This window comes from Actinoallomurus oryzae, from assembly GCF_039541955.1.
Taxonomy (GTDB): domain Bacteria; phylum Actinomycetota; class Actinomycetes; order Streptosporangiales; family Streptosporangiaceae; genus Actinoallomurus; species Actinoallomurus oryzae.
The window spans coordinates 106,048-131,976 of sequence record NZ_BAABHF010000042.1 but is presented as its reverse complement, the minus strand read 5'-3'; the positions used below and the strand labels follow the sequence as shown (position 1 = coordinate 131,976).

Here is a 25,929-nt window from a genome sequence, read left to right as displayed (position 1 = left end):
CCACCATCGACAGCGGTCACGACCCTGGCCGCCGTTCCTTGTACATTTGTATGAGATGAGCGACTACCAGGGCCTGGTGGACGAGGTCTCGGCCCTCCTCCAGGCGCCGGTCACCCTGGAGGACCGGGAGTTCACACTCATCGCCTTCAGCTCCCACGACGACGACCTCGACCCGGTACGCACGCGCTCGATCCTGCGCCGCCGCTCCTCTCCGGCGGTACGCGCCTGGTTCGAGAGCTTCGGGATCGCGCGCGCGACCGGCCCGACCCGTACCCCCGCCGACCCCGCGGCAGGGGTCCGCGCGCGGCTGTGCGTGCCCGCCCGGCACGAGGGCGCCGTCTACGGCTACCTGTGGCTGCTGGACGACGGCACCGTCGACCCCGGCGATCCCCGCATGACCCGGGTGATGGCCCTGGCGACCCGGGCCGGAGGGCTGCTGGCCGCCGACACCTGGCAGAGAGAGGCCGCCCCGCGGGCGTTCGCGGCGCTGCTGTCGGGCTCGGCCACGGACCGCGCCGAGGCCGCCCGCACCCTCGGGGAGCTGCGGCACCCGGCGGCGGCGTCCGCGTCCGTCACCGTCGTCTGGGTGAGCCCCGCTCCACCGTTCACCGCCGGCCGGATCCCGCACGACGTGCCGGCCCATCGGAGCCCGGGTGGCCTCGCACTCCTCGTGCCGCTTCCGGACGCCGCCGACACCGCCGCCGCTCGGGCGATCGCCACCGGGCTGCTCGAACCGGCCGCCGGCTCCCCCCGGACACTCGCGGGAGTGGGCGGAGCCAAGACGGACCTGTCCGATGTGCCCCGCTCATGGCGGGAGGCCCGGCTGGCCGTACGGGCGGCGCGCGCCGAACCCCGGCTGGGACCGGTGGCCTGCTGGGACGAGCTCGGCGCCTACCGGCTGATCGCCGCGCCCCCGATGGCGACCCCCGCGGCGCCGCCCGCCGACCCGGCTCTGGTGCCGCTCCTGGACCCCGCGCGCGCCGACCTCCTGCACACGGCCGAGACCTACCTGGACCAGGCCGGGCACGCCCAGCGCACCGCCGAGGCCCTGTCGGTGCACCGGCAGACCCTGTACTACCGCCTGTCCAGGATCAAGGCACTGACCGGCCTCGACCTGGACTCCGGGGCCGACCGCCTCCTGCTGCACCTGGCCATCAAGACCTTCCGCCTGGCCACCGCCCCCGACGACCCGGCGAACGACTGACGCGTCGGGCCGGTCACCCGGTCGACACCGGCAGGTACGACGGACCGCGCAGATTGATGCGGCCGTTCCACCTCACCTCACCGTCCTGTGCCAGGCGCGGAAAGCGTGCGGTCATCCGTTCGAAGACGATGCCGGCCTCCATCCGCGCGAGGGACGCGCCGAGGCAGTGGTGCGGACCCGCGCCGAAGGACACGTGCTGGCGGGCGTTCTCGCGGTTCAGCCGCAGCTCTCCGGCGTCCGGCCCCCAGAAGCGCTCGTCCCTGTTGGCCGAGGCGAGACTCGCCATCACGAACGCGCCCGCGGGGATCTCGACGCCCCCGACCGTGACCGGTTCGACGGTGATACGCCGGCTCGCCTGCACCGGGCTGTCGTAGCGCAGCATCTCCTCCACGGCGTTCGCGACCAGACCGGGATCGTCGCGCAACAGCGCCGTTCGCCCGGGATCGCGCAGAAGGGCGAGCGTTCCGCCCCCGATGAGGTTCACCGTCGTCTCGTGGCCCGCGATGTACAGCAGCAGGGTCTGGGCGATGAGCTCGTCCTCGTCCAGCACGTCGCCCTCGTCCTCGGCGTTGATGAGGGCGGTGAGCAGGTCGTCCGCGGGGTTCTCCCGCTTCCACGCGATCATCTCCGCGGCGATGCCGCCGAGGTCGTGGTCGGCCGACACGATCGCCGAGACCAGGTCGGGGTCGGCGACCGGTTCGAGGGAACGCACGACGACGCCGGTCAGCTCCCGGATCCGCTCGTGGTCGGAGGACGGCGTGCCGAGCATCTTGGCGATCACCGCGAAGGGCAGCGGGAACGCGAGGGACTCGATGAGGTCGACGTGGCGGGCGCGGGCCATCGCGTCGAGCATTCCGTCGACCAGGTCGACGACCTGGGGCCGCAGCGCTCGTAGCGCACGGGGGGTGAACGCCTTCGAGACGAGCCGGCGCAGGCGGGTGTGGTCCGGCGGATCCCGGTCCAGCATGGACCGCCCGTCGAACCGCGGCATCTGGTCGCCGTACGTGGCCTCCCGCATCTCTCGGAGCGGGTTGTCCTCGGCCACGTTGCGGTCCTCGACCGAGAGTCCGGCCCGCAGCAGCCACGAGACGTCCTCGTACCGGGTGAGCAGCCAGAACCCGAAGGGGTGCCGATGCACCGGCGCGTGCTCGCGCATCTCGGCGTAGTGGGGATACGGGTCGTCAGTGAAGCCAGGCGCGAACGGGTCGAAGACGGGCTCGGTAAGCGGGCTTTCGGTCACGGCTGGGTCCCTTCTCCTCATACCGCGAGCGGCCGGGCTGGGTTCGGTTTCGGGTTCGGGTGAGGTCGACGCCGGTGGCGGCGCGTACGGCCCGGTGGAGCCGGGCGGTGCCCTCCGCGACGGCGGGGTGGTCCGCGTACGCGTCCAGCAGGCGTTTCAGGTCCGGATGGATCTCGGCGACCTCGTCGAGGACCGCCACGACCGACGCCTCCGGGTCGCCGGGAGGCGCCTCGATCAAGGCGTCCAGCCGGGCCTCCGCGGTGGTGTGGAAACGCCGCTGGACGTCTCGCAGAAGGTCGTCGAGGCCGCCGAACTCCGTCTCGATCGCGGACCGCCACTCGGCGAGCGCCCCCGGCCCGTTCCTCGCGAAGTCCCCGGCGACATCGTGCACAAGCCGGTACCTGCGCCGAGCTTGCTCCCAACCCGCCACGCGCGATCACCTACTCTCTGAATGTCACATACACTGTGTATGTCATTAGACTCACCGTATGCCACCTGTCAAGAGCCGGCGCGAGGCCTACTCCGAAGCGACCAGGGCCGCGATCCTGGGCGAGGCGACCACGCTGTTCGCGGAGCGTGGGTACGCCGCGACGTCCCTGGAGCACGTCGCGTCGGCCACCCGGGTGACCCGTGGCGCCGTTTACCACCACTTCGCCGACAAGCAGGCGCTCTTCGAGGCCGTGCTCGACGCCCAGGAGAAGCAGGCGATCGACGAGATCGCCGCGGCGGCGACCGCGACGGATCCGTGGGATGCGGCACTGCTCGCCCTGGACGCCTTCCTGGACAAGTGCTGCGATCCGGCGTACGGCCGGCTGGTGTGGCAGGAGGGGCCGACCGCGCTGGGATGGAAGCGCTGGCGCGAATGCGAGGAGAAGTACGCCTACGGGCTCGTCGAACGGTTCGTTCACGCCCTCATCGACGCGGGCTACCTCGAAGGCCGGGCGGTCGAGACCACGATTCGCTTCTCGTTCTGGATCCTCGGCGGAGCCGGCCTGGCCCTGGCCGACGCCACCGACGAGGACAAGCCCCGCATACGCGACGAATGGTCCTACATCATCCGGCGGACCCTCAACGCCCTGCGGCAGTGAGTCCTCGTCTCGTGGGCCGCACCACGGTCAGCAGCCCTTGAAGCGGTCGTCGGCGGACCAGCCGGTGTTGGCCCAGTCCCGCGGCGCCGCCGGGGTGAAGCCGGGGAACGACTTCGCCAGCCGGGTGAGCAGCCAGTGGGTGAAGCGCGCGGCACCCTGCGGGCAGGTGTGGATGCCGTCGGTGCTGCGGTCGGCCTTGCCGTCCCTGATCCGCCGGTAGGTGCTCCCCCACACCGCGCGGGCGTCGAGCACACCGGCCTTCCCGGAGGACCCCGCCGCGACCGCGCGGGCGGCGTCCGGGGCGCGGTTCAGGTCGGGCATGTGCGGCCGGTAGAAGTCGTCGGGCCTGATCGGCGGCGCGGTGACGAAGACCAGCCTCGCGCCGGCCCCGCTCACCGTGGTCAGCAGCCTGCCGTACGCGGCCCGCTGCTCCTGCCGGCTGCCCCAGTCGTACGTGGTGAGCTGGTAGACCACCACGGTGGGCCGCTCGGAGGTGATCTGCCCGGGCAGCTTCTTCCAGTTCTTGTCGGAGAACGGTCCGACGACGTTCCCGCCGCCGTCGGCGGCGATCGACTCGAACTCGACGCCACTGGCCTTGAAGGCGGCGGCCAGCGGCAGCGCCTCGCCCGCGGCGATGGAGTCGCCGAGGAACAGCACCTTGGACAGGCCCGAGCCGGAGGCGCCGGACGCGGAGGGGGCGCCGGTCGCGGACGAGCGGCCGGAGCAGGCGGTGGTCAGCAGGATCAGGCCGGTCAGCCCGAGGATGAGGCTTCGTGTCTTGGTCATGGCCTCGACGGTGCCGCGACCGTGTCCCGGCGCCTGCGCCGTCGTGTCGCGGTTGTGTCGCAGGAGAACCCCGCCGCCGTCGAACCGGCCCGGCCCCGCCCATACTGGACGGGTGCCGGCGATTCTGCTCATCGAGGACGATCCCCTGGTCCGGCGCGGGCTCCAGCTCGCGCTGTCCAGGCACGGCCACGACGTCCGCACCGCGGATACCGGCGAGGACGGACTCGCTGAGCTGCGCTCGTCGATGCCGGACCTCGTGGTGCTCGACCTCATGCTGCCGGGCATCGACGGATTCGAGGTGTGCCGCCGGATCCGGGCGGCCGGCGAGATACCGGTGATCATCCTCACCGCACGGGGCGACGACTTCGACGTCGTCGGCGGCCTGGAGGCGGGCGCGGACGACTACGTCGTCAAGCCGGCCCGGCCCACCGTGCTCGACGCGCGGATCCGCGCCGTGCTGCGCCGCAGCACGGGCGCCTCCGACGGCGTACGGGTGCACCGCGACCTGCGCATCGACACCACCGCGCTGACGGTGTCGCTGCACGGCAGGCCGGTGACGCTGACGCCGACCGAGCTCCGGCTGCTGCTGACCCTGTCGGCGGCTCCGGGGCGGGTGTTCACCCGGCAGCGGCTGCTGGAGGAAGTGTGGGAGCACGACTACCTCGGTGACTCCCGGCTGGTCGACAACTGCGTGCAGCGGCTGCGGGCGAAGATCGAGGCCGATCCCGCGACTCCGGCGTACGTGCAGACCGTCCGCGGGTTCGGCTACCGGTTCGGACCGGTATGACCAGGCGGCTGTGGCCGCGCGGACTGCGTGCCCGGCTGGTCGTCGCCTTCGTCCTGGTGACCGTGCTCGGTGCCGCCGCGGCGGCCTGGTCGAGCGCCGGCTCGGCGAGCACCGCGCTGGTCGCCTCGGCGCAGCGCCGGCTCACCGAGACCATCGCCGGGCAGATCCGCGCGATCACTCCCCAGCTGGCCTATCCGCCGGACCAGGGCACCCTCGACCGGCTGCGCGCGGCCGTCGGCCCGAACACCCTGGTGACCTACCGGAACCTCAGGTCCGCGGACGGTGCCGGCACCGGGCTGGTCACCGATGCGCTGCGCACCGCCGTACGCGCCCGGAACCGGCTGGTCACACAGCGGATCACCGCCAATGGCAGGCCCTGGCTGCTGGTCGGCGCGCCCATCATGATCACCGCTTCGGACGGCGGGCGCACTCCGTCCGGCATCGAGGTGTACGCCGTGCGCGACCTCAGCGGGGTCGAGCGGCAGGTGGACGGCCTCGCCAGGTCCGCGGCCGGCACCGCCGCGCTGGCGCTGCCGCTGGCGATGCTGCTGGCGCTGCTGGCCGCGGGCAGCGTGCTGCGCCCGGTGCGCGAGCTCCGCGACACCGCGCGCCGGCTGGCCGCCGGCGACCTCGACGCGCGGTCGCCGCCCCAGGGCGCCGACGAGCTGGCCGAACTCACCGTCACCATCAACGAGATGGCCGCGTCGGTGCAGGCGTCGATGGCGGTGATGCGGCGGATGCAGGCCGACGCCAGGAGGTTCGCCGCCGACGTCTCCCACGAGCTGCGGACCCCGCTGAGCACGCTGACGGCGGTCGTGGAGGTGCTGGCGACCGTGACCGATGAGATGGAGCCGGACGCACGCGAGTCCGCGCAGCTGGCGATCACCGAGACCCACCGGCTGGTCCGGCTCGTCGAGGACCTGATGGAGGTGTCCCGCTTCGACGCCGGCACCGTCCGGCTGCGGGTGGAGGAGACCGACGTGGCCCGCGCCGTACGGGACTGCCTGCGTACCCGGGGCTGGCTGGACCGGGTCGACCTGGTGGCGCCGGAGGAGATCCTGCTGCGGGTGGACCGGCGCCGGCTGGACGTCATCGTGGCCAATCTGGTCGGGAACGCCTTGCGGCACGGCGAGCCGCCGGTGCGCGTCCACGTCTCGGCGTCACGGGAGCAGGTGCGGATCGAGGTCACCGACGGCGGACCGGGGTTGCCCGAACGCGTGCTGCCACACGTGTTCGACCGCTTCTACAAGGCCGACGCCGCTCGCACCCGTACCCCGGGCAGCGGACTCGGGCTGGCGATCGCGCTGGAGAACGCCCGCCTGCACGGCGGCGACCTCACCGCGGGCAACGCCGACGGCGGCGGCGCGCGGTTCGTCCTGGAGCTGCCGCGGGATCTGGAGGACCGGTGAAGCGGGTCTGGTGGGCGGCGGCGGTGCTGCTGCTGGTCGCGGGCTGTGGAGTGCGCCCTTCCGGGGTGACCGACGGGGGCCGGGCCCCGACGGGCGTGGCGCCCGGGGTGACGCTGTACTTCGTCGACGCGCGAGGCGCGCTCCGGCCGCAGCCGCGGCGAACCGGCCACCTGGGCACGATCTCCGAGGCGTTGTCGTTGCTGCTGTCGGCGGGGCCCAACGAATCGGGCCTGCACACGGAGCTCCCGCCGAACGCGACGACACAGGTCGTCGTGACCACCGCGCCGGGCCTCATCCGGCTCATGGTGCCGCTGTCGATTCACGAGGTGACCCCGCTGGGCATCGACCAGATCGTCTGCACGGCACTGGACGTCCACGTACGGAGCGGCGGGCCGCGGAGCACGAAGGTGCAGATCCGTTTCACCCTGACCACCCCGGAGTCGGCCAAGCGGCGGACCTGCCCGCTGTTCAGGTGACCCGCTGTTCAGGTGACCCGCTTTCGGGTGATCAGCCGAGCCTGCCGATGTCGACGGTGGGCGGGGCCGGGGCGGGCAGCGCCGACCACAGCAGGGCCAGCCCGACCATGACCGCCGCGAACGCGAGCACCCCGCTCCGCCCCCTGGCCCACGTGGCGCGGAACCGGATCGGGTCCTCGATCAGGTATTTCGACAGCGCGGCGAGACCGATCGACAGGGCGCACGCCGCCACCGTCCGGATCCAGCCGCGCTGCGGGGAGAGCAGCACGAAGACGGGCCAGTGCCACAGGTACAGGCTGTAGGAGATCAGTCCCAGCCACCGCAGCGGCCACCGGGCGAGGAGGGTGGCGACCGGCGTCCGCGGCTCTCGTACGCACAGCCCGATCAGCAGCGCGGCGGCCAGCGAGTGGGCGAAGAGCCCGCCGGTGAACAGCCAGGGCGAGTTCACCCCGTCGGCCAACGACCACACCGTGCCGATCCCGGCCGCCAGTGACACCGACGCGACTCCCGCCCACCGGCCGGCCGTACGGGCCGATGGGGCGGGCGTCGGCCGGGTGGCGACCACGGCGCCCAGCAACAGCGAGAACGCCCGGGTGTCGGTGCCGGTGTAGACCCGGGTCGGGTCCGGCGCTCCGGCGAGCGCGACCATCAGCACCAGCGAGACGGCCGACGCGACGGCCGCGGTCACCGCGACGCGGCGGCCGACCCGCCGCCCGCCCCGGGCGATGACCAGCACGAGCACCGGCCACACCAGGTAGAACTGCTCCTCGACCGCGATGCTCCACAGGTGCTCGAACACCCGGTCCGGCCCGAACCGGTCCCAGTAGGCGGCCGACTCCGCGAGCAGGTGCCAGTTGACCAGGTTCGCCTGCACCCACGGGCCGTCCGCGAGCGTGGTCCGCACCAGGTCCGGCGGTCCCACCGCCCAGACCAGCACCGTGACCACGGTGAGCATGGTGGCCAGCGCGGGCAGCAGCCGCCGGACCCGCCGACCCCAGAAGGCGACCAGCGAGACGGCGCCGGTCGCCTCGATCTCCCGCAGCAGCAGGCCGGTGATGAGGTAGCCGGACAGCGCGAAGAACAGGTCCACGCCGAGGAAGCCACCGGGCAGATGGCCGGTGTGGAACAACAGCACTCCGAGGATCGCGACACCCCGCAGCCCGTCCAGCGCGGGGAGGTGCGGCCTCCGCCCGGTGGGCTGCCTCGTGGTCGGCCTCGTGGCCTGCTTCGTGGCCTGCTTCGTGGCATCGGCGGCCTGAACTCGCGTCATGACGCCGACCGTGCCGGGCCCGTGTGGAGGCGCCGTCCGCGTCAGGTCGCAGTCTCGTCGCAGCGCGGCCGCCGGTTCCCGGTGTTGTTCACCGCCGCTGCCGAGATCGAGGCCGTAGCGGCCTCCGGCCTCGTCGGTCCGCGCCGTCCTGCGGGAAGGAACTTCTCGAGCGCGGCGACGCTGTACCTGACGGCGGCCGCGCCGTACTCGGTCATCTGGGTCTCGTAGTCGTCGATGGCGTCGCGGAGCTCCCGGCGGCCTTGGACGACGTCGGTCAGGTTGCGCCGCAGGAGGTCCGCGTCGCGCAGTGCGGTGTTGGCGCCGTTGCCGCCGCTGGGCGACGTGGCGTGGACGGCGTCGCCGAGCAGCGTCACCGGGCCCGGCGGCCGGCGGCGTACCGGATGGACCACGCGGATCGCCAGCGAGGTGGTGTTGTCCTTATCGGCCCGGGCGATGAGCGCGCGCACGTCGGCGTGCCAGCCTTCGATCCTGCTCAGGACGGTCTCCTGTGCGCCTGCCGCGTCACCGGGGTGATCCGGCGGCAGCAGCATGACCCACCGGACGTAGTCGGCGATGGGCGGAAGCGCGATCCCGTGGGCCGCCGCCTCCGAAGCCGTCTCCGGTCGGCGGAATCGCATCAGGCCCAGCGCCAGGTTGACCTCGCCGTCGACGATCTGGGTACCGAAACCAGGCACCAGACGGGCGAAGCGATCGCTCAGCGGCGTACGGCCGATCACGAACCGGACCCCGGTGTCGGTCGGCGTGAGCTCGGGATCGAGCAGGCCGCGCACGGCGGAGTTGATCCCGTCCGCGCCCACCAGCAGATCGCCGGTCGCCGTCGTACCGTCCGCGAACAGCGCCTCGACCGTGCCGTCCGGGCGGTTCCGGTACCCGGTGAGCCGCTTGCCGGTGTGCAGGCGTTCCCCCAGGCCGGCCAGCAGGAGGTGGCGCAGCACGTGCCGGTCGGCGGCGGAGCCCTGGGCGGGCGGCCACTCGTCGATCAGGTTCAGCCGCGGGTCCAGCACCGATCGTGCCCCGGAGAGGTCGCCCATGGTGCCGTCCAGCAGGTCGTGCCACCGCTCGGGCAGGCACGCCCGCAGGGCGGCCTCGCCACCGGCGTCGATTCCGATCCGGTAGCCCTGGAAGCGGGCGGTGATGCCCGGGTCCTTCTCGTAGACGTCCACGGTGATCCCGGCTTGCCGCAGCCCCTGCGCCAGGCACAGCCCGCCGATCCCCGCGCCAACGACGATCACATCCATGGTCACCCTTCCGACCTCGTCTCTTGAGCAGTGCTCAAGTTAGTTGAGCACTGCTCAAGAGGCAAGCCATAATGTCCCTCGGGCGGCGAACGGAGAAAACGATGGCGCTGAATCCGCAGCTGGTGCTGGACGCCGCGATCCGGCATCTCGACGAGGTGGGGCTGGACGCCTTCTCGGTCCGGCGGGTCGCCGACGGCCTGGGCGTACGGATCGGCGCGCTGTACTGGCACTACAAGAACAGGCAGGCCCTCGTGGATGCCATCGCCGCCCGCATCCTCGAACCACTGACCCTGATGGAGCCGTCGACCGACGCCTGGGACGTCCGCCTGTGCCGGTTCGCACGCGCCTACCGCCAGGCCCTGCTGTCCCACACCGATGGCGCACGGGTCATCACGGCGATCTCCGGCCCGGGTCCGATGGGCCATGCCTTCATGGCGATACCGGTGAAGGTGCTGTGCGAGGCCGGCCTGCCGGCCACCGACGCGGCCGCCGCCGCCGACGTCCTCACCAGCTACGTCAACGGCTTCACCATCGAAGAACAGAACCGCAAACTCGGGCAGCCCGAACAGGACCGCGACCGCGGCTTCGAGTTCGGCCTCACCCTGCTCCTCGACGGCCTCCGTTCAAGGACCACCGCCTAGCGCTCTCGCGGTCGCGGGCCGCGTCCGCCCATGGCGCACGCCTCCCCGGCTCACTCAAACCGGATCGCGCTCCGGTTCTGTTAGGGTCGTCCAGGTAAACGGAGCATATTCCGTTTCGCTGCGTTCCCTCAATCCAAGGAGACAGGCGTCCATGCGGCAACAGAGCGATCAAGCGTCGGCGGGCAGGGGCAGGGCGGTCCGGCTCGATTCGTTCGGCGGCCCCGAGGTTCTGGACATCCGGGAGATTTCCGCGCCGCAGGCCGGCCCGGGACAGGTCCGGGTGCGGGTCACCGCGGCCGGCCTGAACCCGATGGACTGGATCATGACCGCCGACGCGGACACCGCCGCCCGGTTCGGCTTGAGCCTCCCGGTCGGGTTCGGGACCGACTACGCGGGAGTGGTCGACCAGGTCGGTGACGGGGTGACCGGCTTCGCACCCGGTGACCGGGTGTTCGGGGGTGCCCTGTCCCGCGCGGTCGCCGACTTCGTGGTGATCGACCCGGCCGGGGAGACCGCGGCGAACGAGGCCCACCACACGCCTGACGGCGTCGACGACCGCACCGCCGCCACCCTCACGATCGCGGGCCGCACGGCATCCGCCGCCCTCGCCGCGGTCGGCCCCGGCCCGGAGGACACGGTGCTGATCGGCGGCGCGGCGGGCGGGGTCGGGGTGTTCGCCGTCCAGCTGGCCCGGATCGCGGGGGCGCGCGTGATCGGGACAGGGTCGTCGGCATCGGCCGATCATCTGCGCGATCTCGGAGCCGAGCCGGTCGCCTACGGCGACGGCCTGGCCGACCGGGTCCGAGCCCTCGCTCCCGGCGGCGTCACCGCCGCCATCGACCTGCACGGGGTGGAGACAGTGCACGTCGCAAGGGAACTCGGCGTCCCGGACAGTCGCATCTGCACCATCGCCGCGCAGGTCGACGGTGTGACGGCGGCCAACGGGGCGAACGCCGCCCCCGGAGCCCTGGAAGAGATCGCCCGCCTGGTCGCGTCGGGCCGACTGCGGGTGCCGATCGCGGCGAGCTTCCCGATCGAGCAGATCCGCCGCGCGGCCGAGCTCCAAGCCGGCCGGCACGTGCACGGCAAGGTCGTCATCGACCTCTAGACCAAGTCCGTCGCGACGACGAACGCGATGTCATCGTCACTGATCAGGGGGGGACGGCCTCCCGCCCGCCAAGGCGCCAGGGCGGGATGCCCTTCGTCCCTGAACGACGTACGCTTCGGAGCCCGTGCCGGAATCAAACGTGTCCGCTACGCGCTGGGAGTTCCTGTGAAAAAGATTGGTTTCCTGTCCTTCGGGCACTGGACGCCGAGCCCGCAGTCGCGGACCCGGACCGCGAGTGACTTCCTGCATCAGTCCATCGACCTCGCGGTCGCGGCCGAAGAGCTCGGCCTGGACGGGGCGTACTTCCGGGTGCATCACTTCGCCCGCCAGGCGAGCAGCCCGTTCCCGCTGCTCGCCGCGATCGGCGCACGGACCTCGAAGATCGAGATCGGCACCGGCGTGATCGACATGCGGTACGAGAACCCGATGTACATGGCGGAGGACGCCGGCGCGGCCGACCTCATCGCGGACGGCCGGCTCCAGCTCGGCATCAGCCGCGGCTCCCCCGAACAGGTGATCGACGGCTGGCGCTACTTCGGCTACAGCCCCGCCGAAGGCGAAACGGACGCCGACATGGCCCGCCGGCACGCCGAAACGTTCCTCACGGTGATCGAGGGCGAGGGCTTCGCGCAGCCGAACCCGCGGCCGATGTTCCCCAACCCGCCGGGACTGCTACGGCTCGAACCGCACTCCGAGGGCCTGCGCGACCGCATCTGGTGGGGTTCGGGATCGAACGCCACCGGCGTGTGGGCCGCCAAGCTCGGCATGAACCTCCAGAGCTCCACGCTCAAGGACGACGAGACCGGTGAACCGCTGCACGTCCAGCAGCGCAAGCAGATCGAAGCGTTCCGCGAGGCGTGGAAGGAGGCCGGCCACCGGCGGGAGCCCCGGGTGTCGGTGAGCCGCAGCATCTTCGCCCTCACGACCGACCTGGACCGCGCCTACTTCGGCCACGACCGCAACTCCCAGGACCAGATCGGCATGATCGACGAAACGACCAGAGCGATCTTCGGACGGTCGTACGCCGCCGAGCCCGACGTCCTGGTCAAGGAACTCGCCCAGGACGAGGCCGTCCAGGCCGCCGACACCCTGCTGCTGACCATCCCCAGCCAGCTCGGAGTCGACTACAACGCCCACCTGCTGGAGAACATCCTCACCCACGTGGCACCGGACCTCGGCTGGCGCTGAACGGGACCGGCGGAGTCGGTTCGCGGCACCTGGAGGCCGTGTCCCCGGCCCGGCGACCGCGCGCTCTCGAGGTCGCCGGCACCGCCGCCACGGCGAGGACGGCGGGGACGAGAAGGTAGACCCCGCACGACAGCAGCACCAGGGCGGCGAAAACGGTCGCGGCCCCGGCGAGCGTACGGCCGCGGCGCAGCAGCCGGACGGCGGCGGCCATCCCCGCGACGGTGACGGCCGCGAGACACGCCGACGTCGCCCGCATCAACGTGTCCAGGCCGAGCCCGTACGGAACGGCGACCGCCGTGACCAGGCCGGTGAGCGCCGCCAGCAGCAGCAGGCTCCGGTGCGGCACCCGTCCGGCCCCCGCTCCGCGGGCGAGTCGGGCGGGCAGCGCGCCGTCGCGGGCGAGCGCCGCCCCGAGTCGCGCACCGCCGGCGATGTAGGTGTTGACGGCGACGAAGCTCAGGACGACGGCCACCGCACCGGTGACCACCCGGGCCGTACCGCCGATGCCCTCCTGCAGGAGCAGGGCCAGCGGCACCGGCGAGGTGGCGGCCCGCTCCCCCAGCACTCCGGTCACGGTCACGGCCAGCCCGAGATAGAGGACGCCGACGATGAGCAAGGTCGACGCGGTCGCCCGGGGCAGCGAGCGGCGCGGGTCGGCGAACTCGGCGGACAGGTGGCTGGCCGCCTCCCATCCGGAGAAGGCGAAGAACAGCACGCCGGCCGCGTGCACCACCCCGAGGCCGCCGCGCGGGGCGAACGGCGTGAAGTTCGCCGGCCGCAGGGCCGGCCCGGCCGCGACGATGGCGGCCGTCAGCAGCAGGACCAGCGCGCCCACCAGGAGCAGCTGCACCCGCCCGGACACCCGCAGGCCTCCGTGGTTGGTGACGAACGCCCCCACCAGCAGTCCGATCGCGACCGTCACGGCGGCCGGGCGGCCCAGCCCGACGGCCGACGCGACATAGTCCCCGCCGATCAACGCGCCGGCGAGCACGCCCACCGGAACCGCGGCGAAGAACCACCAGCCCACGATCGCCGCCGTCCGCGGCCCGAACGCCCGCGCGGCGAACGTCGCCACTCCTCCGCCGTCGGGGAACCGGGCGCCCAGCGCCGCGAACGTGATCGCCACCGGGACGCTGAGGGCCAGCAACGCGGCCCAGGCCAGGATCGAGGCCGGCCCGGCGGCCACCGCCGCCAGATGCGGCAGGGCCAGCACCCCGGGCCCGAGCACGGCCCCCACGAACAGCGCCGTGCCCTGGGCCGGACCGAGCCGGTTCCCGGGTGAATCCTCGATCGTACGTCCGCTCATCGTCGTTCCTGCCGTCATATTGATCGGTTGAGAGCCTTGAAGGTAGACAATCGACCGGCAAAACAACCGTCCTGGCGAACGCTCGCTCGAGATGAGTGCCAGAATCCAGCTGTGGACGAACGTGACGCCGAAATCGTGCGACTTCTTCAAACGGATGCCCGGCAGTCCTACCGTGAGCTGGCCCGCAAGCTCGACATCGCGCCGTCGACCTGCATGGAACGCATCCGTACGCTCACCCGCCGCGGAGTGATCCGCGGCTACCACGCCGACATCAGCCTGCCCGCACTCAACCGGGGAGTGCAGGGCCTGGTGTCCGTCAAGCTGCGCGTCTCCAGCCGTACGGCCATCGACGCCTTCAAGGACTTCGCGTCACGGCTGCCCGAGGTGCTCAGCGTGTACGTCGTCTCCGGAGACGACGACTTCATCGTGCACGTCGCGGTCCAGGACCTCGACCATCTGCATGCGTTCCTGACCGACCGGGTCAGCACGCGCAAGGAGGTCGCCGGCTTCCGTACGTCGGTGGTCTTCCAGCAGGTCCGCAATCCCGTACTGGAGCGCCTGGAAGACCCGGACATCGTCCCTTGAACCATCGTCGACGGCGCCGGCGGTGCCTGTGGCGGGTTGACCGGGTACGACCGTGGCAGGCATGATCGTGAGCCGGTAATTCATCCAGAGGATCCGAGGGACCTGGCCCTGTGACGGTCCGGCAACCTCCCGGCGGGAACCCGCGGGAAAGGTGCCAATGCCAGGAACGATGAAGGAGCGCTGATGAGCGTGCGGAGCGAGCGAATCAAAGAACACGCGCGCCTGGTCTCTCCTCCGACGAAGGAGGACTCATGAGCGTGCGGCTCGATGTTCCCGTCCTTGCCGGTGATGTGGTGCGCTTGGAGCCACTGACGGTGCGGCACGCGCCGGATCTCGCCGAGGCGGTCGAGGAGGACCGGTCGTCCTACGATTTCACGCTGGTGCCCCGCGCCGATGAGATACCGGACTATGTGGCGGCCCAGCTCGCCCGCGACGGGCTGACCCCGTTCGCCCAGGTTCGGCTCGCCGACGGCAAGGCGGTGGGATGCACCGGCCTGTGGGATCCTCGCGGCTGGCCGGATCGGCCGGGCCTGCGAGCGATCGAGATCGGCTTCACCTGGCTGGCCGCCTCGGCGCAGGGCACCGGGATCAACGCCGAGGCGAAACTGCTGCTGCTGTCGTATGCGTTCGACGTTCTCGGCGTCACCCGCGTCGATCTGAAGACCGATGCCCGCAACCACCGCTGCCGCCGGGCCTTGGAGCGGCTCGGCATCCCCTTCGAGGGCGTACTGCGCGCGTGGTCGATGTCGTGGGCACGCGGCGAGGAGGGCAAGGTCCGCGACTCGGCCATGTTCGCGGTGGTCGCCGGCGAATGGCCCGCCGTCGAACCGGTACTGCGAACCCGTCTCGCCGCCGCGATCTCCCGCTCACGGGCCGTACGGAAAGCGGAGAACGATCTCGCGTAGCGCGGAGCCTTTCGGCGGGCGTGCGGGCTCGTCGCCGGGCGGGGCCTACCAGTCGCCGTCGTCCTGGCCGTCGTCGTAGGAGCAGAAGGGGCCCCACTCGCACTGACGCTGGTCGGTGATGGTCACCTGGACGTCGTCGCCCCGGTTGACGGGCCGTCCCGCGGGAGGGTCCTGGCCGACCACGGTGTTCGGCTGCCGGCCGCCGTCCGGGGCCTGCTGCCGCCACTGCGGGTTCAGCCCCAGTGCGGCCAGCTTCCGCGCGGCCTGATCAGGGGTGAGGCCGCTCAGGTCCGGCATCGTCATGCCGCGGCTGACCACGATGGTGACGGGTTCGTCCGGGTTCTGCTTCTTCCCGGCCGCCGGTCTGGTCGTGATGACGTCGCCGCGCGGCACGGTGGCGCTGTCCTGCCGGAGCCGCCGGCCCGGCTGGAGTCCCGCCTGCCGCAGCCGCTGTTCCGCCTGGTCGAGTGGCTGGTTCCGGACGTCCGGCACGGCGACCGGCGGCCGGCCCGACGACAGGGTCAGAGTGAGCAGCGTGCCCGTCCTGACCTGCGTGCCGGCGCCCGGCTCGACCTGGGCGACCTTGTCCTTGGGCACGCTCGGATCCTGGCGGAACGAGCCGGCCTTGACCTTGAGACCGAGTCTTTCGGCCCGGAGACGCGCATCCGCCTCCGACAGGCCTACGAGCTGGGGCACGCGCGCCGTGCGTTCCGCCGTCTGGAACCACGCGAAGCCCCCGAGCAGGAGAGCGACGACGACCGCGGCGGCGAACAGCCCGTACGTCCGTGGACGACGCCGCCACTTCCGCGGCGGCCCCTCGTGGTCGGGGATCACCATGGTGTGCGAACTCGGCGTCCGCGCCGTCCCGTCCCGGCCGGACGACGACGCGCCCGGATGCACGTGGAGGTTCTGCGTCACCCTCTCGGGCGGTGGCGCCTGCGTTCCGCCGGCGGCCGGGGGCGGCCCCGGCGGCACCGGCACGGCGGACGCCGAGATCGCGTCGATGTCCGGCGGCAGCGACCGGAGGACCTCACCGGCCGCCGCGTGGAACCGGTCGGCGTCGGGCGGACGCCGTGCCGGATCGCGGTCGGTCGCCCCGGCCACCAGCGCGTCCAGCTGCGGCGGCAGGCCCGGGATCACGCTCGACGGCGGCGGCACCGTCTCGTTGACATGCCGGTACGCCACGGCCAGCGGGGTGCCGGCCTGGTACGGCTGGTATCCGGTCAGCAGCTCGAACAGCATGATCCCCGCGGCGTACACGTCGGTGCGAGCGTCCGCGTCGCCCGTCAGGACCTGCTCCGGCGCGAGGTAGGCCACCGTGCCGATGAGGATGCCCGTCTTGGTGTGCCTGCTCGCCGTCTCCGCTCGGGCCAGGCCGAAATCCGTCACCTTGACCTGCCCGTCCGCCGCCAGCAGGACGTTCTCCGGCTTGACGTCACGGTGGACCAGACCGACGCGGTGCGCGGCGCCCAGCGCGGCGAGTATCGGCCGCATGATCCGCAGCGCCGCGCGCGGCCCGAGCCGGCCCCGCTCGGTCAGCAGGTCACGCAGAGTGCGCCCGGCGACGTACTCCATCACGAGGAACACGCGCCCCTGATCGGTGCCCTGGTCGTACATCGCGACGACGTTCGGATGCGACAGCGCCGCGGCGTGCCTGGCCTCGTCGGCGAAGCGCCGCACGAAATCCTCATCGCCGGCCAAGTTGGCGTGCATCACCTTGAGCGCCACCGCACGGTCCAGCTTGGTGTCGTGACCGGCGTACACCGTGGCCATGCCGCCACGGGCGACCCGGGACCCCACGACGTAGCGCCCGTCGAGCACGTGCCCGACGAGTGGATCCGCCCCTGCCATCTCCATCAGATGGAGTGTATGCGGGATTTAATGCGCTGACCTGCCGCTTTGCCGCGGCGTCCACCCGTCCGCGGCGCCCTTCCCCGGGATCGCACCGACCGCCGCGGTTCCTCGACGTGCACCTAGGATTACGAGGGTGACGGCGAGAACCAGTGACATCGAGAAGGCGGCCGAGGTGCTTCGTGCCGGAGGGCTGGCGGCCTTCCCGACCGAAACCGTCTACGGTCTGGGCGCCAACGCCGAGGATCCCGCCGCCGTCGCGCGCACCTTCCAGGTCAAGGGGCGCCCGCCCTCCCACCCGCTGATCGTCCACATCGGCGGCGCGGAGCACCTGGACGACTGGGTACACGACGTGCCGGCGACGGCGCGCCTGCTGGCCGAACGCTTCTGGCCCGGACCGCTCACGCTGGTTCTACGGCGCGACCGCCGGGTGCCCCTGGAGGCGACGGGTGGCCTGGAGACGGTGGCGGTGCGCGTGCCGGACCACCCCGTCGCGCTGGCGCTGCTGTCGACCTTCGGCGGCGGTGTCACGGCCCCGTCCGCCAACCGCTTCGGCTCGGTCAGTCCCACAACGGCGGACCACGTCCGTGCCGAACTCGGCGATGCCGTCGACTTCGTGCTGGACGGCGGCCCGTGCGAGGTCGGCGTCGAGTCGACCATCGTCGACGCCACCGGCGAGACCCCCACCGTCCTCCGGCCCGGCGGGGTGACGCGCGAGGACCTCGAAACCGCGCTGGGGCGCCCGCTCGCGGTCCACTCGACGAGCCGGGTCCGGGTGCCGGGCCAGCATCCGTCGCACTACGCGCCCCGTGCGCGGGTCATCCTCGTCGAGCCCGAGACGGTCGTCGCCGAAGCACAGCGCGCACAGGAGCTGGGGCGGCAGGTGGGCGTCTTCCTTCCCCCCTCCTTCGCCGACGCTCCGGTGAAGGCGCACGCCGTGGTGACGGTCCCCGGTTCGATGGCCGCCTACGCCCGTGGGCTGTACGGATTCCTGCGCGAACTCGACCAGGCCGGGTGCGACCTGATCGTCGCGTCCCTGCCCGAGGAGCAGGGGCTCGGGCTCGCGATCGCCAACCGCCTCCGTCGCGCCGCCGGGCCCCGGCCCACCGACTGACCGGCACCGGCGCGCCGATCACGTCGAGACGATCGGATAAATTGGATCGCGTTCCGTTTACTCCGTGAACGCACGATAACTGGAGCGTGATCCGGCTGAAGAGTGCCGATCCGGCCGAGCTGCGGGCCGATGCCGCGCGCAACCGGGAAGCCCTCCTGGAGGCGGCCACCCGGACTTTCGCCGCGTCCGCCACGGAGCCGTCCATGCGGGCCATCGCGCGCGAGGCCGGCGTTGGAATCGCCACGCTCTACCGGCACTTCCCCACCAGGGAGGCGCTGGTCGAGGCCGTCTATCAGGACCAGGTACAGCGGCTCACCCAAGAAGCCGGGAGGCTGCTACGGCGGCTCCGGCCGAGCGAGGCGATGCGAGCGTGGATGGACCTCTTCGGCGACTGGCTCATGACCAAGCACGGCATGATCGACACCCTGCGCGGCATGATCGACTCCGGCGAGATCGCGCACACTGAGACTCGCGACGAGCTGCTCGCAGCGATCACCAGCATCCTCGACGCCGGGAGCGCCGCGGGAGACCTGCGCCCCGATGTCGCCGCCGACGACATCGCGGCGAGCCTTATCGGCATATTCACCGTCACCGCCGGACAGAGCGAGCGGACCGGGCGGCTCCTGGATCTCCTCCTGGACGGTCTCCGGCCCCAGAGCCGCCGGACCTAGACGGCGCGGACGGGCCTGGTACGCGGACGAGGGCGACACCGACGCCTCAGGGGCCCCGCCGCCCCTTGAGCCGCTATTGACACCTATCGCACCAAACATGCGCCATGCGAAGATTTCCGGGCAGAACTTGTTGGCCGGCGGCGGTGCGAGGTCTGCTCTGGTACCGCGGAGGGTGAGGGTTGTCGGTGGCTCGGGTACCAGAGGCGCCTGTTCCCCTCGTACGTGTGCCGCGCATGGTGGGGCGCGACGCGGAGCTGGCGCGACTGCGCCGCGCGGTGGCGAGTCCGTCCGCGTTGGTGCTCGTCGACGGTGAGGCGGGAATCGGCAAGACCCGGCTGGTGCAGGAGGCCGTCGCCGAGCGGCGGCGGGTGCTCGTCGCGGTGTGCCCCCCGTTCCAGGACGCGTCGACGCTCGGCCCGGTCGTGGACGCCATCCGGCAGACCGGTGTGACGGCCGCCGGACTGGGGCTGAGCGGGCTCGCCGGCGCGCTGCGGCCGCTGTTCCCGGACTGGGCGGACGAGCTGCCGGGCCCGGTCGAACCGCTGCTGGACGCGGCCGCCACCCAGCACAGGCTGTTGCGCGCCCTGGCCGAGCTGCTCGACCGGCTCGGTGTCGAGCTGCTCGTCGTCGAGGACGCGCACTGGGCGGACGAGGCCACCCTCGAGTTGCTGCTGTTCCTCACCGCGCGGCAACCACCCGGCGTCAGCGTGCTCGTGACCTACCGGCCGGAGGATGTGCCCGCCGGATCGCTGCTGCGCCGGCTGTCCTCGCGGGCCCGCGGCATGTCCGGGCACCTGCGCCTGACCCTGAACCCCCTCGACACCGCCGACACCGCCGCGCTCGTGTCGTCGATGCTCGGCGGCGAGCACGTGTCGGCCGCGTTCGCGGAGTTCTTGCACACCCAGACCGACGGGTTGCCGCTCGCGATCGAGGAATCCGTGCGGCTCCTGCGGGACCGCGCCGACCTCGTCCGCGTGCACGAGGAGTGGACGCGGCGCAGTCTCGACGAGATCGCGGTACCGCCGACCATCCGCGACGCGGTGCTGGAGCGCATCGGCCGCCTCGACGAGCCGGCCCGTACGCTCCTGCACGCCGCCGCGGTGCTCGCGGAGCCCGCCGATGAGGCGGTGCTTCGCGCGGTCGCCGACCTGCCGGAGCGGCAGTGCCGCGCCGCGATCGTCGACGCGATCGCGGGCGGCCTGCTCGTGGACGATGAGCGCGGCCGGTTGGCGTTCGCGCACGTCCTCGCCGCGCGGGCCATCTACGATGCGGTGCCCGGTCCGGTCCGCCGCATGCTGCACGGGCGGGCCGGCCGGGCCCTGGAGGCCGCGGGCCGGCCGTCCGCGTCGCGGCTGGCCCGCCACTTCCGGCAGGCCGGCGACACGAGCCGGTGGCACCGGTACGCCGAGCGGGCCGCGGACCTCGCGCTCTCCGTGGGCGACGACGCGGCCGCGGCCGGACATCTGCTCGACCTGCTCGGCGCGGACCTGCCCGCGGACGCGCTGATCCGCGTCGCGGGCAAGATGCCGACCCTGGCGTCCAGCGGTTACCTGCGCAGTAGCGGCCTGGTCGAGGGGCTGCGCTCGATGCTCGACCGGGCCGCGCTCTCGAGGCGGCAGCGGGCCGAGATACGCGCCCAGCTCGGCGCGGCGCTCATCCGCGGCGGTGAGCCCGAGGCCGCCGTCGCCGAGCTGGAAAGCGCCGTCCCGGATCTCGGCCATGACCCCTTCCGGCAGGCCTACGCGATGACGGGCCTGGGCATGCCGTACAGCACGAATCGTCCGGCGAAGGAACACCGCCGCTGGTTCGACCGGGCCGCCGCCGTGGTGGCGGAGGCGTCGCTCCCGCAGCGGGAGGTTCTCGAATTCCAGGTCAGCCGGGCGACCGGCCTGCTGTCCCTCGGCGACCCCGGGGGATGGACCGTCGCCGCCGGACTGCCCGACGGCGCGACCGCGCCGGGCGAGGTCGCTCCGCTCGCCCGGGCGGCGCTGAACATCGGGAACGCGTCCATGGACTGGGGCCGGTACGGCGAGGCGCGCGAGCACCTGGCCCATGGTGCCCGGCTCGCCGAACACCACGGCTATGTGCGGCTGCACGACATGATCGCCGTGACCTCCGCGCACCTGGACTGGTTCACCGGCCGGTGGGACGGTCTCGCCGAGCGGGCCGCACGGCTCGCCGAACTCGACGGCGAGGCGGAGATCCAGCTGGACGCGCAGACGATCGCCGGGCTGCTCGACGCGGCCCGGGGGGATCGGTCGAGCGCGCGGGCCCGGCTGCGGTGGGTGCTGGACGAGTCCGGCAGGCGCGGTTTGGTACGGGTCCCGCAGGAGCCGGCCGCGGGCCTGGCCCGGCTGTGCCTGGCCGAGCAGGACGCCGACGCCGCTCTGCGCATCACCGACGCACCGATGCGTCTGATCGCGGCCAAGGAGACGTGGCTCTGGGCCACCGAGTTCCTGCCGGTGCGGGTCGAGGCCCTCATCGCCGCGGGACGGCCGGCGGAGGCCGCCGAACTCACCGCGGGGTATGAACGCGGCCTGCGGGACTGCGGGGCGCCGAGCGCGCACGCGGCGCTGGCCGACTGTCGCGGTCGGCTCGCCGAGGCGCACGGCGGGCCCGCGGCCGCCGTCGACGCGTACGCCCGGGCCGCCGAGGAGTGGGACGCGCTGCCGCGGCCCTACGCGGCACTGCTCACCCGCGAGCGACAGGCGTCCTGCCTCGTGTCCGCCGGGCGGCGCGACGCCGGGCTGCAACTGCTGACCGAGGTCCTCCGGGGGCTGTCCCGGCTGGGTGCCACCGGCGACGCCGACCGGGTCGTCGAACGGCTGCGCGGCCACGGCGTCGCCGCGCGGCGCGTCTGGCGTGGTGGGCGCCGCGGCTACGGCAGCGAACTGTCACCGCGGGAACTCGAAGTGGTCCGGCTGCTGATGACGGGCCAGAGCAACAAGGCGATCGCGCAGGCGCTGTCCCGCTCGCCGAAGACCGTCGCCGCGCAGCTCAACTCCGCGATGCGCAAGCTCGGCGTTTCCTCGCGCACGGCACTCGCGGTCGCCGCCGCCCAGGCCGGCTTCGGGCCCGGCGAACTCCCGGCGGAACTTTAGGTCATCCGCCCAATAGCAAGCGCCGCGCACGGCTCCGATGATTGATCGGCCGGACGAACCGGTCCGAGACGACGGCGTTTCCGGTCCGCAGCGCCGGCGTGACCACGAGCCGCCCTGATCGGGAGAATCCATGCGTCTGCGCAGACTCGTGACGTTGGCAGCCGCCATCAGCCTTGGCATCGGCGTGCTCGCCGCGCCGGCACAGGCCGCGCCTCCGCCCACCGCCTCGCAAGCCGCCGAGCCGCTGCCCGGCATGCCTCGGCCTGACCACACCCCGGCCGCCTGCAACCGGGTGGACCTGCCCGCCGGCCATGCCCACTGCTTCCTGGAGGTCTACACCCCCGAGCAGGCGAAGATCGCCGCGAAGGCGGAAACGCCGCCGTCGACCGCGCTCACGCCCGAAGACATCCGGTCGGCGTACCACCTGCCCGACGGAGGGAAGGGGCAGACGGTCGCCATCGTCGACGCTTACGGCTACTCCGTCGCCGAGAGCGATCTCGCGGTGTTCCGAGCCGAGTACGGCCTGCCGGAGTGCAGCACGGCCAATGGCTGCTTCCGCAAAGTGGACCAGAACGGCGGCACCGACTTTCCGGGAAACGACGCCGGCTGGGAGGCGGAGAGCGCGCTCGACCTCGACGCGGTCTCCGCGGTCTGTCCACACTGCGACATTCTCCTGGTGGAGGCGAACTCCGCCTCCATCAAGGACCTCAGTACGGCGGCGGACACCGCCGTCGCCCTGGGCGCCAAGTTCGTCTCCAACTCCTACGGCATCCCCGGTGAGGCCGACGGGGAGCAGGCCTACGACGACCGGTACGACCATCCCGGTGTCGTGGTGACCGCGTCCACCGGCGACACCGGCAACCTCAACAGCTGGCCGGCCGGCAACCCCAACGTCGTCGCGGTCGGCGGAACGAAGCTGGTCCGCGACACGTCGACCGATCGCGGCTGGAGCGAGAGCGCGTGGGCCGACGGCGGATCGGGCTGCTCGCCGTACGAACCACGCCCCGACTACCAGGGCGGCATCGAGACCAACTGCCCGAGCGGGCGGGCGACCGCCGACATCGCGGCCGACGCCGACCCGAGCAGCGGGCTGGCCGTCTACCACTCCATCACGAGCGACGGCCACACCGGGTGGGTGCAGTACGGCGGCACCAGCCTGTCCGCCCCGCTGGTCGCCGCGATGTACGCCCTCGCCGGCACCCCGGCGACGGGCACCTACCCGGTGACCTACCCCTACTCCGCCGCCGGGTCGGCCGACCTGTTCGACGTCAGCCAGGGTGTCAACGGCACCTGCGGCAACGTGCTGTGCCAGGCCGGTCCCGGCTGGGACGGGCCGACCGGCCTCGGCAGCCCGAACGGCGTCAAGGGGCTGGCGTTCGGCCCGGCCGGCACCGTGACCGGCCACCTCACCGACCAGAGCGCCGGCAAGCCGGTCACCAATGGTGAGATCACCGCCCGCAACGACGACAACGGCAGGACCTACCACACCGGCGCCGACGGCCAGGGGGCGTACACGCTGGTGCTGCCGGCGGGGACGTACACCCTCACCGCCTCGGGCTTCGGCTACGCCAAGGCGACCAAGAGCGGCGTGGTCGTGACGACCGGCCAGACGGTGACCGCCGACATCCCCATGAAGACGACGCCCAGTCGTACGGTGTCCGGAAAGATCACCGGGGACACCGACCACGCCTGGCCGCTCGCGGCGTCGATCACCATCGACGGCTACCCGGACGGCACGGTCAAGACCGACCCGTACACCGGCCGCTACACGGTCAAGCTCCCCCTCGACGCCGACTACACCTTCCACATCGCCGCCGACTATCCCGGATACACCACCAAGGTCCAGCGGGTCAGCGTCGGTGACAAGGACACCAGCGCGGACGCGGCCCTCGCGGTCGATCGCAAGCCCTGCACCGCCCCGGGATACGCCTATCCGGCCCGCGTCGACTTCGAGGGCTGGACCGGCACCACTCCTCAGGACGGCTGGACGGTGAGCGGATCCACCCCCGGCTGGGAGTTCACCGGCAACCCGGCCAACCTCACCGGGGCCACCGGCGACTTCGCCGGCGCGGCTCCGTTCGTCCACGACGGCACGGCACAGGACACCTACCTCACCTCGCCGAAGATCGACTTGTCCGGACAGAGCGCGCCACAGATCCGGTTCGACAACGCCTACGTGCCTTCGGACGACAGCACGGTGGGCGACGTCCAGCTCAGCCTGGACGGCGGCGCGAACTGGACCACCGTCGGTCACCCCATCGCCGATTTCGCGGCACCGACGAGCATCGCGATCCCCCAGGCGGCGGGCCGGTCCGACGTCCGGGTGCGCTTCCACTACGCCGGTCGCGGTGTCTCCACCTGGCAGCTCGACAACGTCACCGTCGGTGCCTGTACCGCACGGCCGGGAGGACTGGTCAGCGGCACCGTCACCGACGCCAACACCGGCCGGCCGGTGTCAGGCGCGACCGTCGACGGCTCCACGCCCAGCACGGCCGAAGGCTGGTTCTGGACCTTCGCCGGGACCGCCCGGAAGACTCGGCTGACCGCGTCGGCCGACCGCTACGCGTCCTCGACCGGCACGGTGAAGGTCGCTCCCGACGCGGTGACCCGCCACGACTGGTCTCTGCGGGCCGGACGGCTCTCGCTGAGCACGACCGCCGTGTCGGTCGACACCACCCTGGGACGCGCGGGCCGTACCCAGAAGGTCCGGCTCACCAACACCGGCGGTGCGCCCCTGCGGGTCTCGATCGGCGAGCACGGCGCGACGGCCGGATCCAGCGCGGTCCCGCAGGGCACCGCGTGGACGGAGATCCCGGAGTACCCGTTCCCGGTCATGAGCAACACGGTCGGCAGCCATCAGGGCAAGGTCTACTCGGTCGGCGGTGTGACACCGGGCAAGGCCCTCTCGGCCGGTTACGTCTACGACCCGGCGGCCGGCACGTGGAGTCCGATCGCCGACCTGCCTCAGCCCCTGTACAACGCCGCCGGGATCTTCCTCGACGGCACGATGTACGTCGTCGGCGGATCTCACGGCGCCGCGCCGTCGTCCACGGTGTACGCGTACCACCCGGCGAGCGACCGCTGGACCCGGCTCGCCGACCTGCCGACACCGGTCGACCGGGGGGCCGTCGCCGTGCTCGGCGACCGGCTCTACGTCGTGGGCGGCTGCGTGGAGGACTGCCTCAAGTCGTCCTCGGCGGCGGTGTACCGCTACGACCCGCAGCGCGATCGCTGGGCACGTGCCGCCGACTACCCGATGTCCGTGGAGGGTGAGGCCTGCGCCGGAGTCGGCGATCAGATCATCTGTGCCGGTGGGGTCAGCAAGGCCTCCGCGAGTGCGCCCTTCGTCTCGCACACCGAGACCTACGCCTACAGCCCACGCCGAAACACCTGGACCCGCCTCGCCGACATGCCCTACAACGCCTATTACATGGCGTACGGCGGAGCCAACGGCAGGCTTCAGGTCGCCGGCGGTGTCAACCACCAGGCCGCCACCGACCGGGCCGCGGAGTTCGACCCGGTCGCCGGCACCTGGCACGCGCTCCCCAGCATGCGCCACGCCGCGTACTACGTCGGCAGCAGCTGCGGGCTGTACAAGATCGGCGGGGTGGGCGGCGACCCCTCGCCGGTCGGCGAGGTGCTCCCCGGCTATGACTCGTGCGGCGGAGACGACGTGTCCTGGCTGAAGGAGAACCGCACCCGGTTCGAACTCGCACCGGGCCACTCGGCGACGTTGATGATCACGACCAACGCTCGTGTCAGCGTGCCGGGCCGCTACGCCGCCAGGCTGTCGCTGGACACCGATTCGCCCTACCAGCACGGCACGGTCGACGTCTCCATGAAGGTGACGGCACGCAGGTCCCAGGGGAGATAACGGCGACCAAGCCGTGATGCGGCCTCCGGTCACGCGTGACGCGACCGGAGGCCGCCGCCGTCCCGC

The 25,929-nt window shown here is 72.4% G+C and carries 21 protein-coding genes and 1 riboswitch; of the genes, 14 read left to right on the top strand and 7 right to left on the bottom strand.

Annotated elements, in window-relative coordinates; all coding sequences use genetic code 11:
* Positions 1-55: 55 nt before the first annotated feature.
* Positions 56-1,204 carry a PucR family transcriptional regulator gene (locus ABEA10_RS33520; RefSeq protein ID WP_345470825.1) on the top strand — a complete coding sequence of 383 codons (1,149 nt, stop codon included), beginning with the start codon at positions 56-58 and terminating at the stop codon, positions 1,202-1,204.
* A gap of 13 nt (positions 1,205-1,217) precedes the next feature.
* Here ABEA10_RS33520 and ABEA10_RS33515 read toward each other — a convergent pair whose 3' ends face one another.
* Complete coding sequence (locus ABEA10_RS33515; RefSeq protein WP_345470823.1) at positions 1,218-2,444, bottom strand: cytochrome P450; 1,227 nt, start codon at positions 2,442-2,444, stop codon at positions 1,218-1,220.
* Positions 2,386-2,835: a hypothetical protein gene (locus tag ABEA10_RS33510; RefSeq protein WP_345470821.1), complete on the bottom strand. Its 450-nt coding sequence runs from the start codon at positions 2,833-2,835 to the stop codon at positions 2,386-2,388. The genes ABEA10_RS33515 and ABEA10_RS33510 overlap by 59 nt, the downstream gene beginning before the upstream one ends.
* Positions 2,836-2,932: 97 nt before the next feature.
* On the opposite strand from ABEA10_RS33510, the gene ABEA10_RS33505 reads away from it, so the two are divergent.
* On the top strand, positions 2,933-3,532 hold the full coding sequence (locus ABEA10_RS33505; RefSeq protein ID WP_345470819.1) for a TetR/AcrR family transcriptional regulator: 600 nt from the start codon (positions 2,933-2,935) through the stop codon (positions 3,530-3,532).
* 27 nt (positions 3,533-3,559) lie between these two features.
* Here the strand turns inward: ABEA10_RS33505 and ABEA10_RS33500 are convergent, their stop codons facing one another.
* Positions 3,560-4,450 carry an SGNH/GDSL hydrolase family protein gene (locus ABEA10_RS33500; protein WP_345470817.1) on the bottom strand — a complete coding sequence of 297 codons (891 nt, stop codon included), beginning with the start codon at positions 4,448-4,450 and terminating at the stop codon, positions 3,560-3,562.
* On the opposite strand from ABEA10_RS33500, the gene ABEA10_RS33495 reads away from it, so the two are divergent.
* From ABEA10_RS33495 to ABEA10_RS33485, 3 genes are read left to right on the top strand one after another with little or no spacing between them, the layout of a single operon-like run.
* Positions 4,431-5,105: a response regulator gene (locus ABEA10_RS33495; protein WP_345470814.1), complete on the top strand. Its 675-nt coding sequence runs from the start codon at positions 4,431-4,433 to the stop codon at positions 5,103-5,105. The two genes, ABEA10_RS33500 and ABEA10_RS33495, sit on opposite strands and share 20 nt — an antisense overlap.
* Positions 5,102-6,514, top strand: coding sequence for an ATP-binding protein (locus tag ABEA10_RS33490; RefSeq protein ID WP_345470811.1), 1,413 nt, complete (start codon positions 5,102-5,104; stop codon positions 6,512-6,514). The genes ABEA10_RS33495 and ABEA10_RS33490 overlap by 4 nt, the downstream gene beginning before the upstream one ends.
* Complete coding sequence (locus ABEA10_RS33485) at positions 6,511-6,990, top strand: hypothetical protein (protein ID WP_345470809.1); 480 nt, start codon at positions 6,511-6,513, stop codon at positions 6,988-6,990. The genes ABEA10_RS33490 and ABEA10_RS33485 overlap by 4 nt, the downstream gene beginning before the upstream one ends.
* Before the next feature lie 31 nt (positions 6,991-7,021).
* On the opposite strand, the gene ABEA10_RS33480 is transcribed toward ABEA10_RS33485, so the two are convergent.
* On the bottom strand, positions 7,022-8,260 hold the full coding sequence (locus tag ABEA10_RS33480) for an acyltransferase family protein (RefSeq protein WP_345470807.1): 1,239 nt from the start codon (positions 8,258-8,260) through the stop codon (positions 7,022-7,024).
* 41 nt (positions 8,261-8,301) lie between these two features.
* On the bottom strand, positions 8,302-9,519 hold the full coding sequence (locus ABEA10_RS33475) for an FAD-dependent oxidoreductase (RefSeq protein WP_345470944.1): 1,218 nt from the start codon (positions 9,517-9,519) through the stop codon (positions 8,302-8,304).
* 101 nt (positions 9,520-9,620) lie between these two features.
* Between ABEA10_RS33475 and ABEA10_RS33470 the strand changes: the two genes are divergently transcribed.
* The 3 genes from ABEA10_RS33470 (at position 9,621) to ABEA10_RS33460 (ending at position 12,456) form a co-directional block, all read left to right on the top strand.
* Entirely contained in the window at positions 9,621-10,160 is a 540-nt protein-coding gene (locus ABEA10_RS33470) for a TetR/AcrR family transcriptional regulator C-terminal domain-containing protein (RefSeq protein ID WP_345470805.1), read from the top strand.
* A 151-nt stretch (positions 10,161-10,311) separates the two neighbouring features.
* Positions 10,312-11,268, top strand: coding sequence for an NADP-dependent oxidoreductase (locus ABEA10_RS33465; protein ID WP_345470803.1), 957 nt, complete (start codon positions 10,312-10,314; stop codon positions 11,266-11,268).
* 165 nt (positions 11,269-11,433) lie between these two features.
* Positions 11,434-12,456: an LLM class flavin-dependent oxidoreductase gene (locus tag ABEA10_RS33460; protein WP_345470802.1), complete on the top strand. Its 1,023-nt coding sequence runs from the start codon at positions 11,434-11,436 to the stop codon at positions 12,454-12,456.
* On the opposite strand, the gene ABEA10_RS33455 is transcribed toward ABEA10_RS33460, so the two are convergent.
* Positions 12,422-13,762, bottom strand: a complete 1,341-nt coding sequence (locus ABEA10_RS33455; RefSeq protein WP_345470800.1) for an APC family permease — start codon at positions 13,760-13,762, stop codon at positions 12,422-12,424. The two genes, ABEA10_RS33460 and ABEA10_RS33455, sit on opposite strands and share 35 nt — an antisense overlap.
* Before the next feature lie 111 nt (positions 13,763-13,873).
* Between ABEA10_RS33455 and ABEA10_RS33450 the strand changes: the two genes are divergently transcribed.
* Positions 13,874-14,347, top strand: coding sequence for an Lrp/AsnC family transcriptional regulator (locus ABEA10_RS33450; protein WP_345470798.1), 474 nt, complete (start codon positions 13,874-13,876; stop codon positions 14,345-14,347).
* Between the two features lie 77 nt (positions 14,348-14,424).
* Positions 14,425-14,523, top strand: a riboswitch (SAM riboswitch).
* Positions 14,524-14,598: 75 nt separating this feature from the next.
* Positions 14,599-15,252 carry a GNAT family N-acetyltransferase gene (locus tag ABEA10_RS33445; RefSeq protein WP_345470796.1) on the top strand — a complete coding sequence of 218 codons (654 nt, stop codon included), beginning with the start codon at positions 14,599-14,601 and terminating at the stop codon, positions 15,250-15,252.
* A gap of 45 nt (positions 15,253-15,297) precedes the next feature.
* Here the strand turns inward: ABEA10_RS33445 and pknB are convergent, their stop codons facing one another.
* On the bottom strand, positions 15,298-17,109 hold the full coding sequence (pknB, locus tag ABEA10_RS33440) for a Stk1 family PASTA domain-containing Ser/Thr kinase (RefSeq protein WP_345470794.1): 1,812 nt from the start codon (positions 17,107-17,109) through the stop codon (positions 15,298-15,300).
* 130 nt (positions 17,110-17,239) lie between these two features.
* Between pknB and ABEA10_RS33435 the strand changes: the two genes are divergently transcribed.
* The 4 genes from ABEA10_RS33435 (at position 17,240) to ABEA10_RS33420 (ending at position 25,863) form a co-directional block, all read left to right on the top strand.
* Positions 17,240-18,217: an L-threonylcarbamoyladenylate synthase gene (locus ABEA10_RS33435; protein ID WP_345470792.1), complete on the top strand. Its 978-nt coding sequence runs from the start codon at positions 17,240-17,242 to the stop codon at positions 18,215-18,217.
* Between the two features lie 86 nt (positions 18,218-18,303).
* Positions 18,304-18,888, top strand: a complete 585-nt coding sequence (locus ABEA10_RS33430) for a TetR/AcrR family transcriptional regulator (protein WP_345470790.1) — start codon at positions 18,304-18,306, stop codon at positions 18,886-18,888.
* Between the two features lie 233 nt (positions 18,889-19,121).
* A complete protein-coding gene (locus tag ABEA10_RS33425) occupies positions 19,122-21,989 on the top strand; it encodes a helix-turn-helix transcriptional regulator (RefSeq protein WP_345470943.1) in 2,868 nt (955 codons plus the stop codon).
* A 130-nt stretch (positions 21,990-22,119) separates the two neighbouring features.
* Entirely contained in the window at positions 22,120-25,863 is a 3,744-nt protein-coding gene (locus tag ABEA10_RS33420) for a carboxypeptidase regulatory-like domain-containing protein (RefSeq protein WP_345470788.1), read from the top strand.
* Positions 25,864-25,929: the final 66 nt, after the last annotated feature.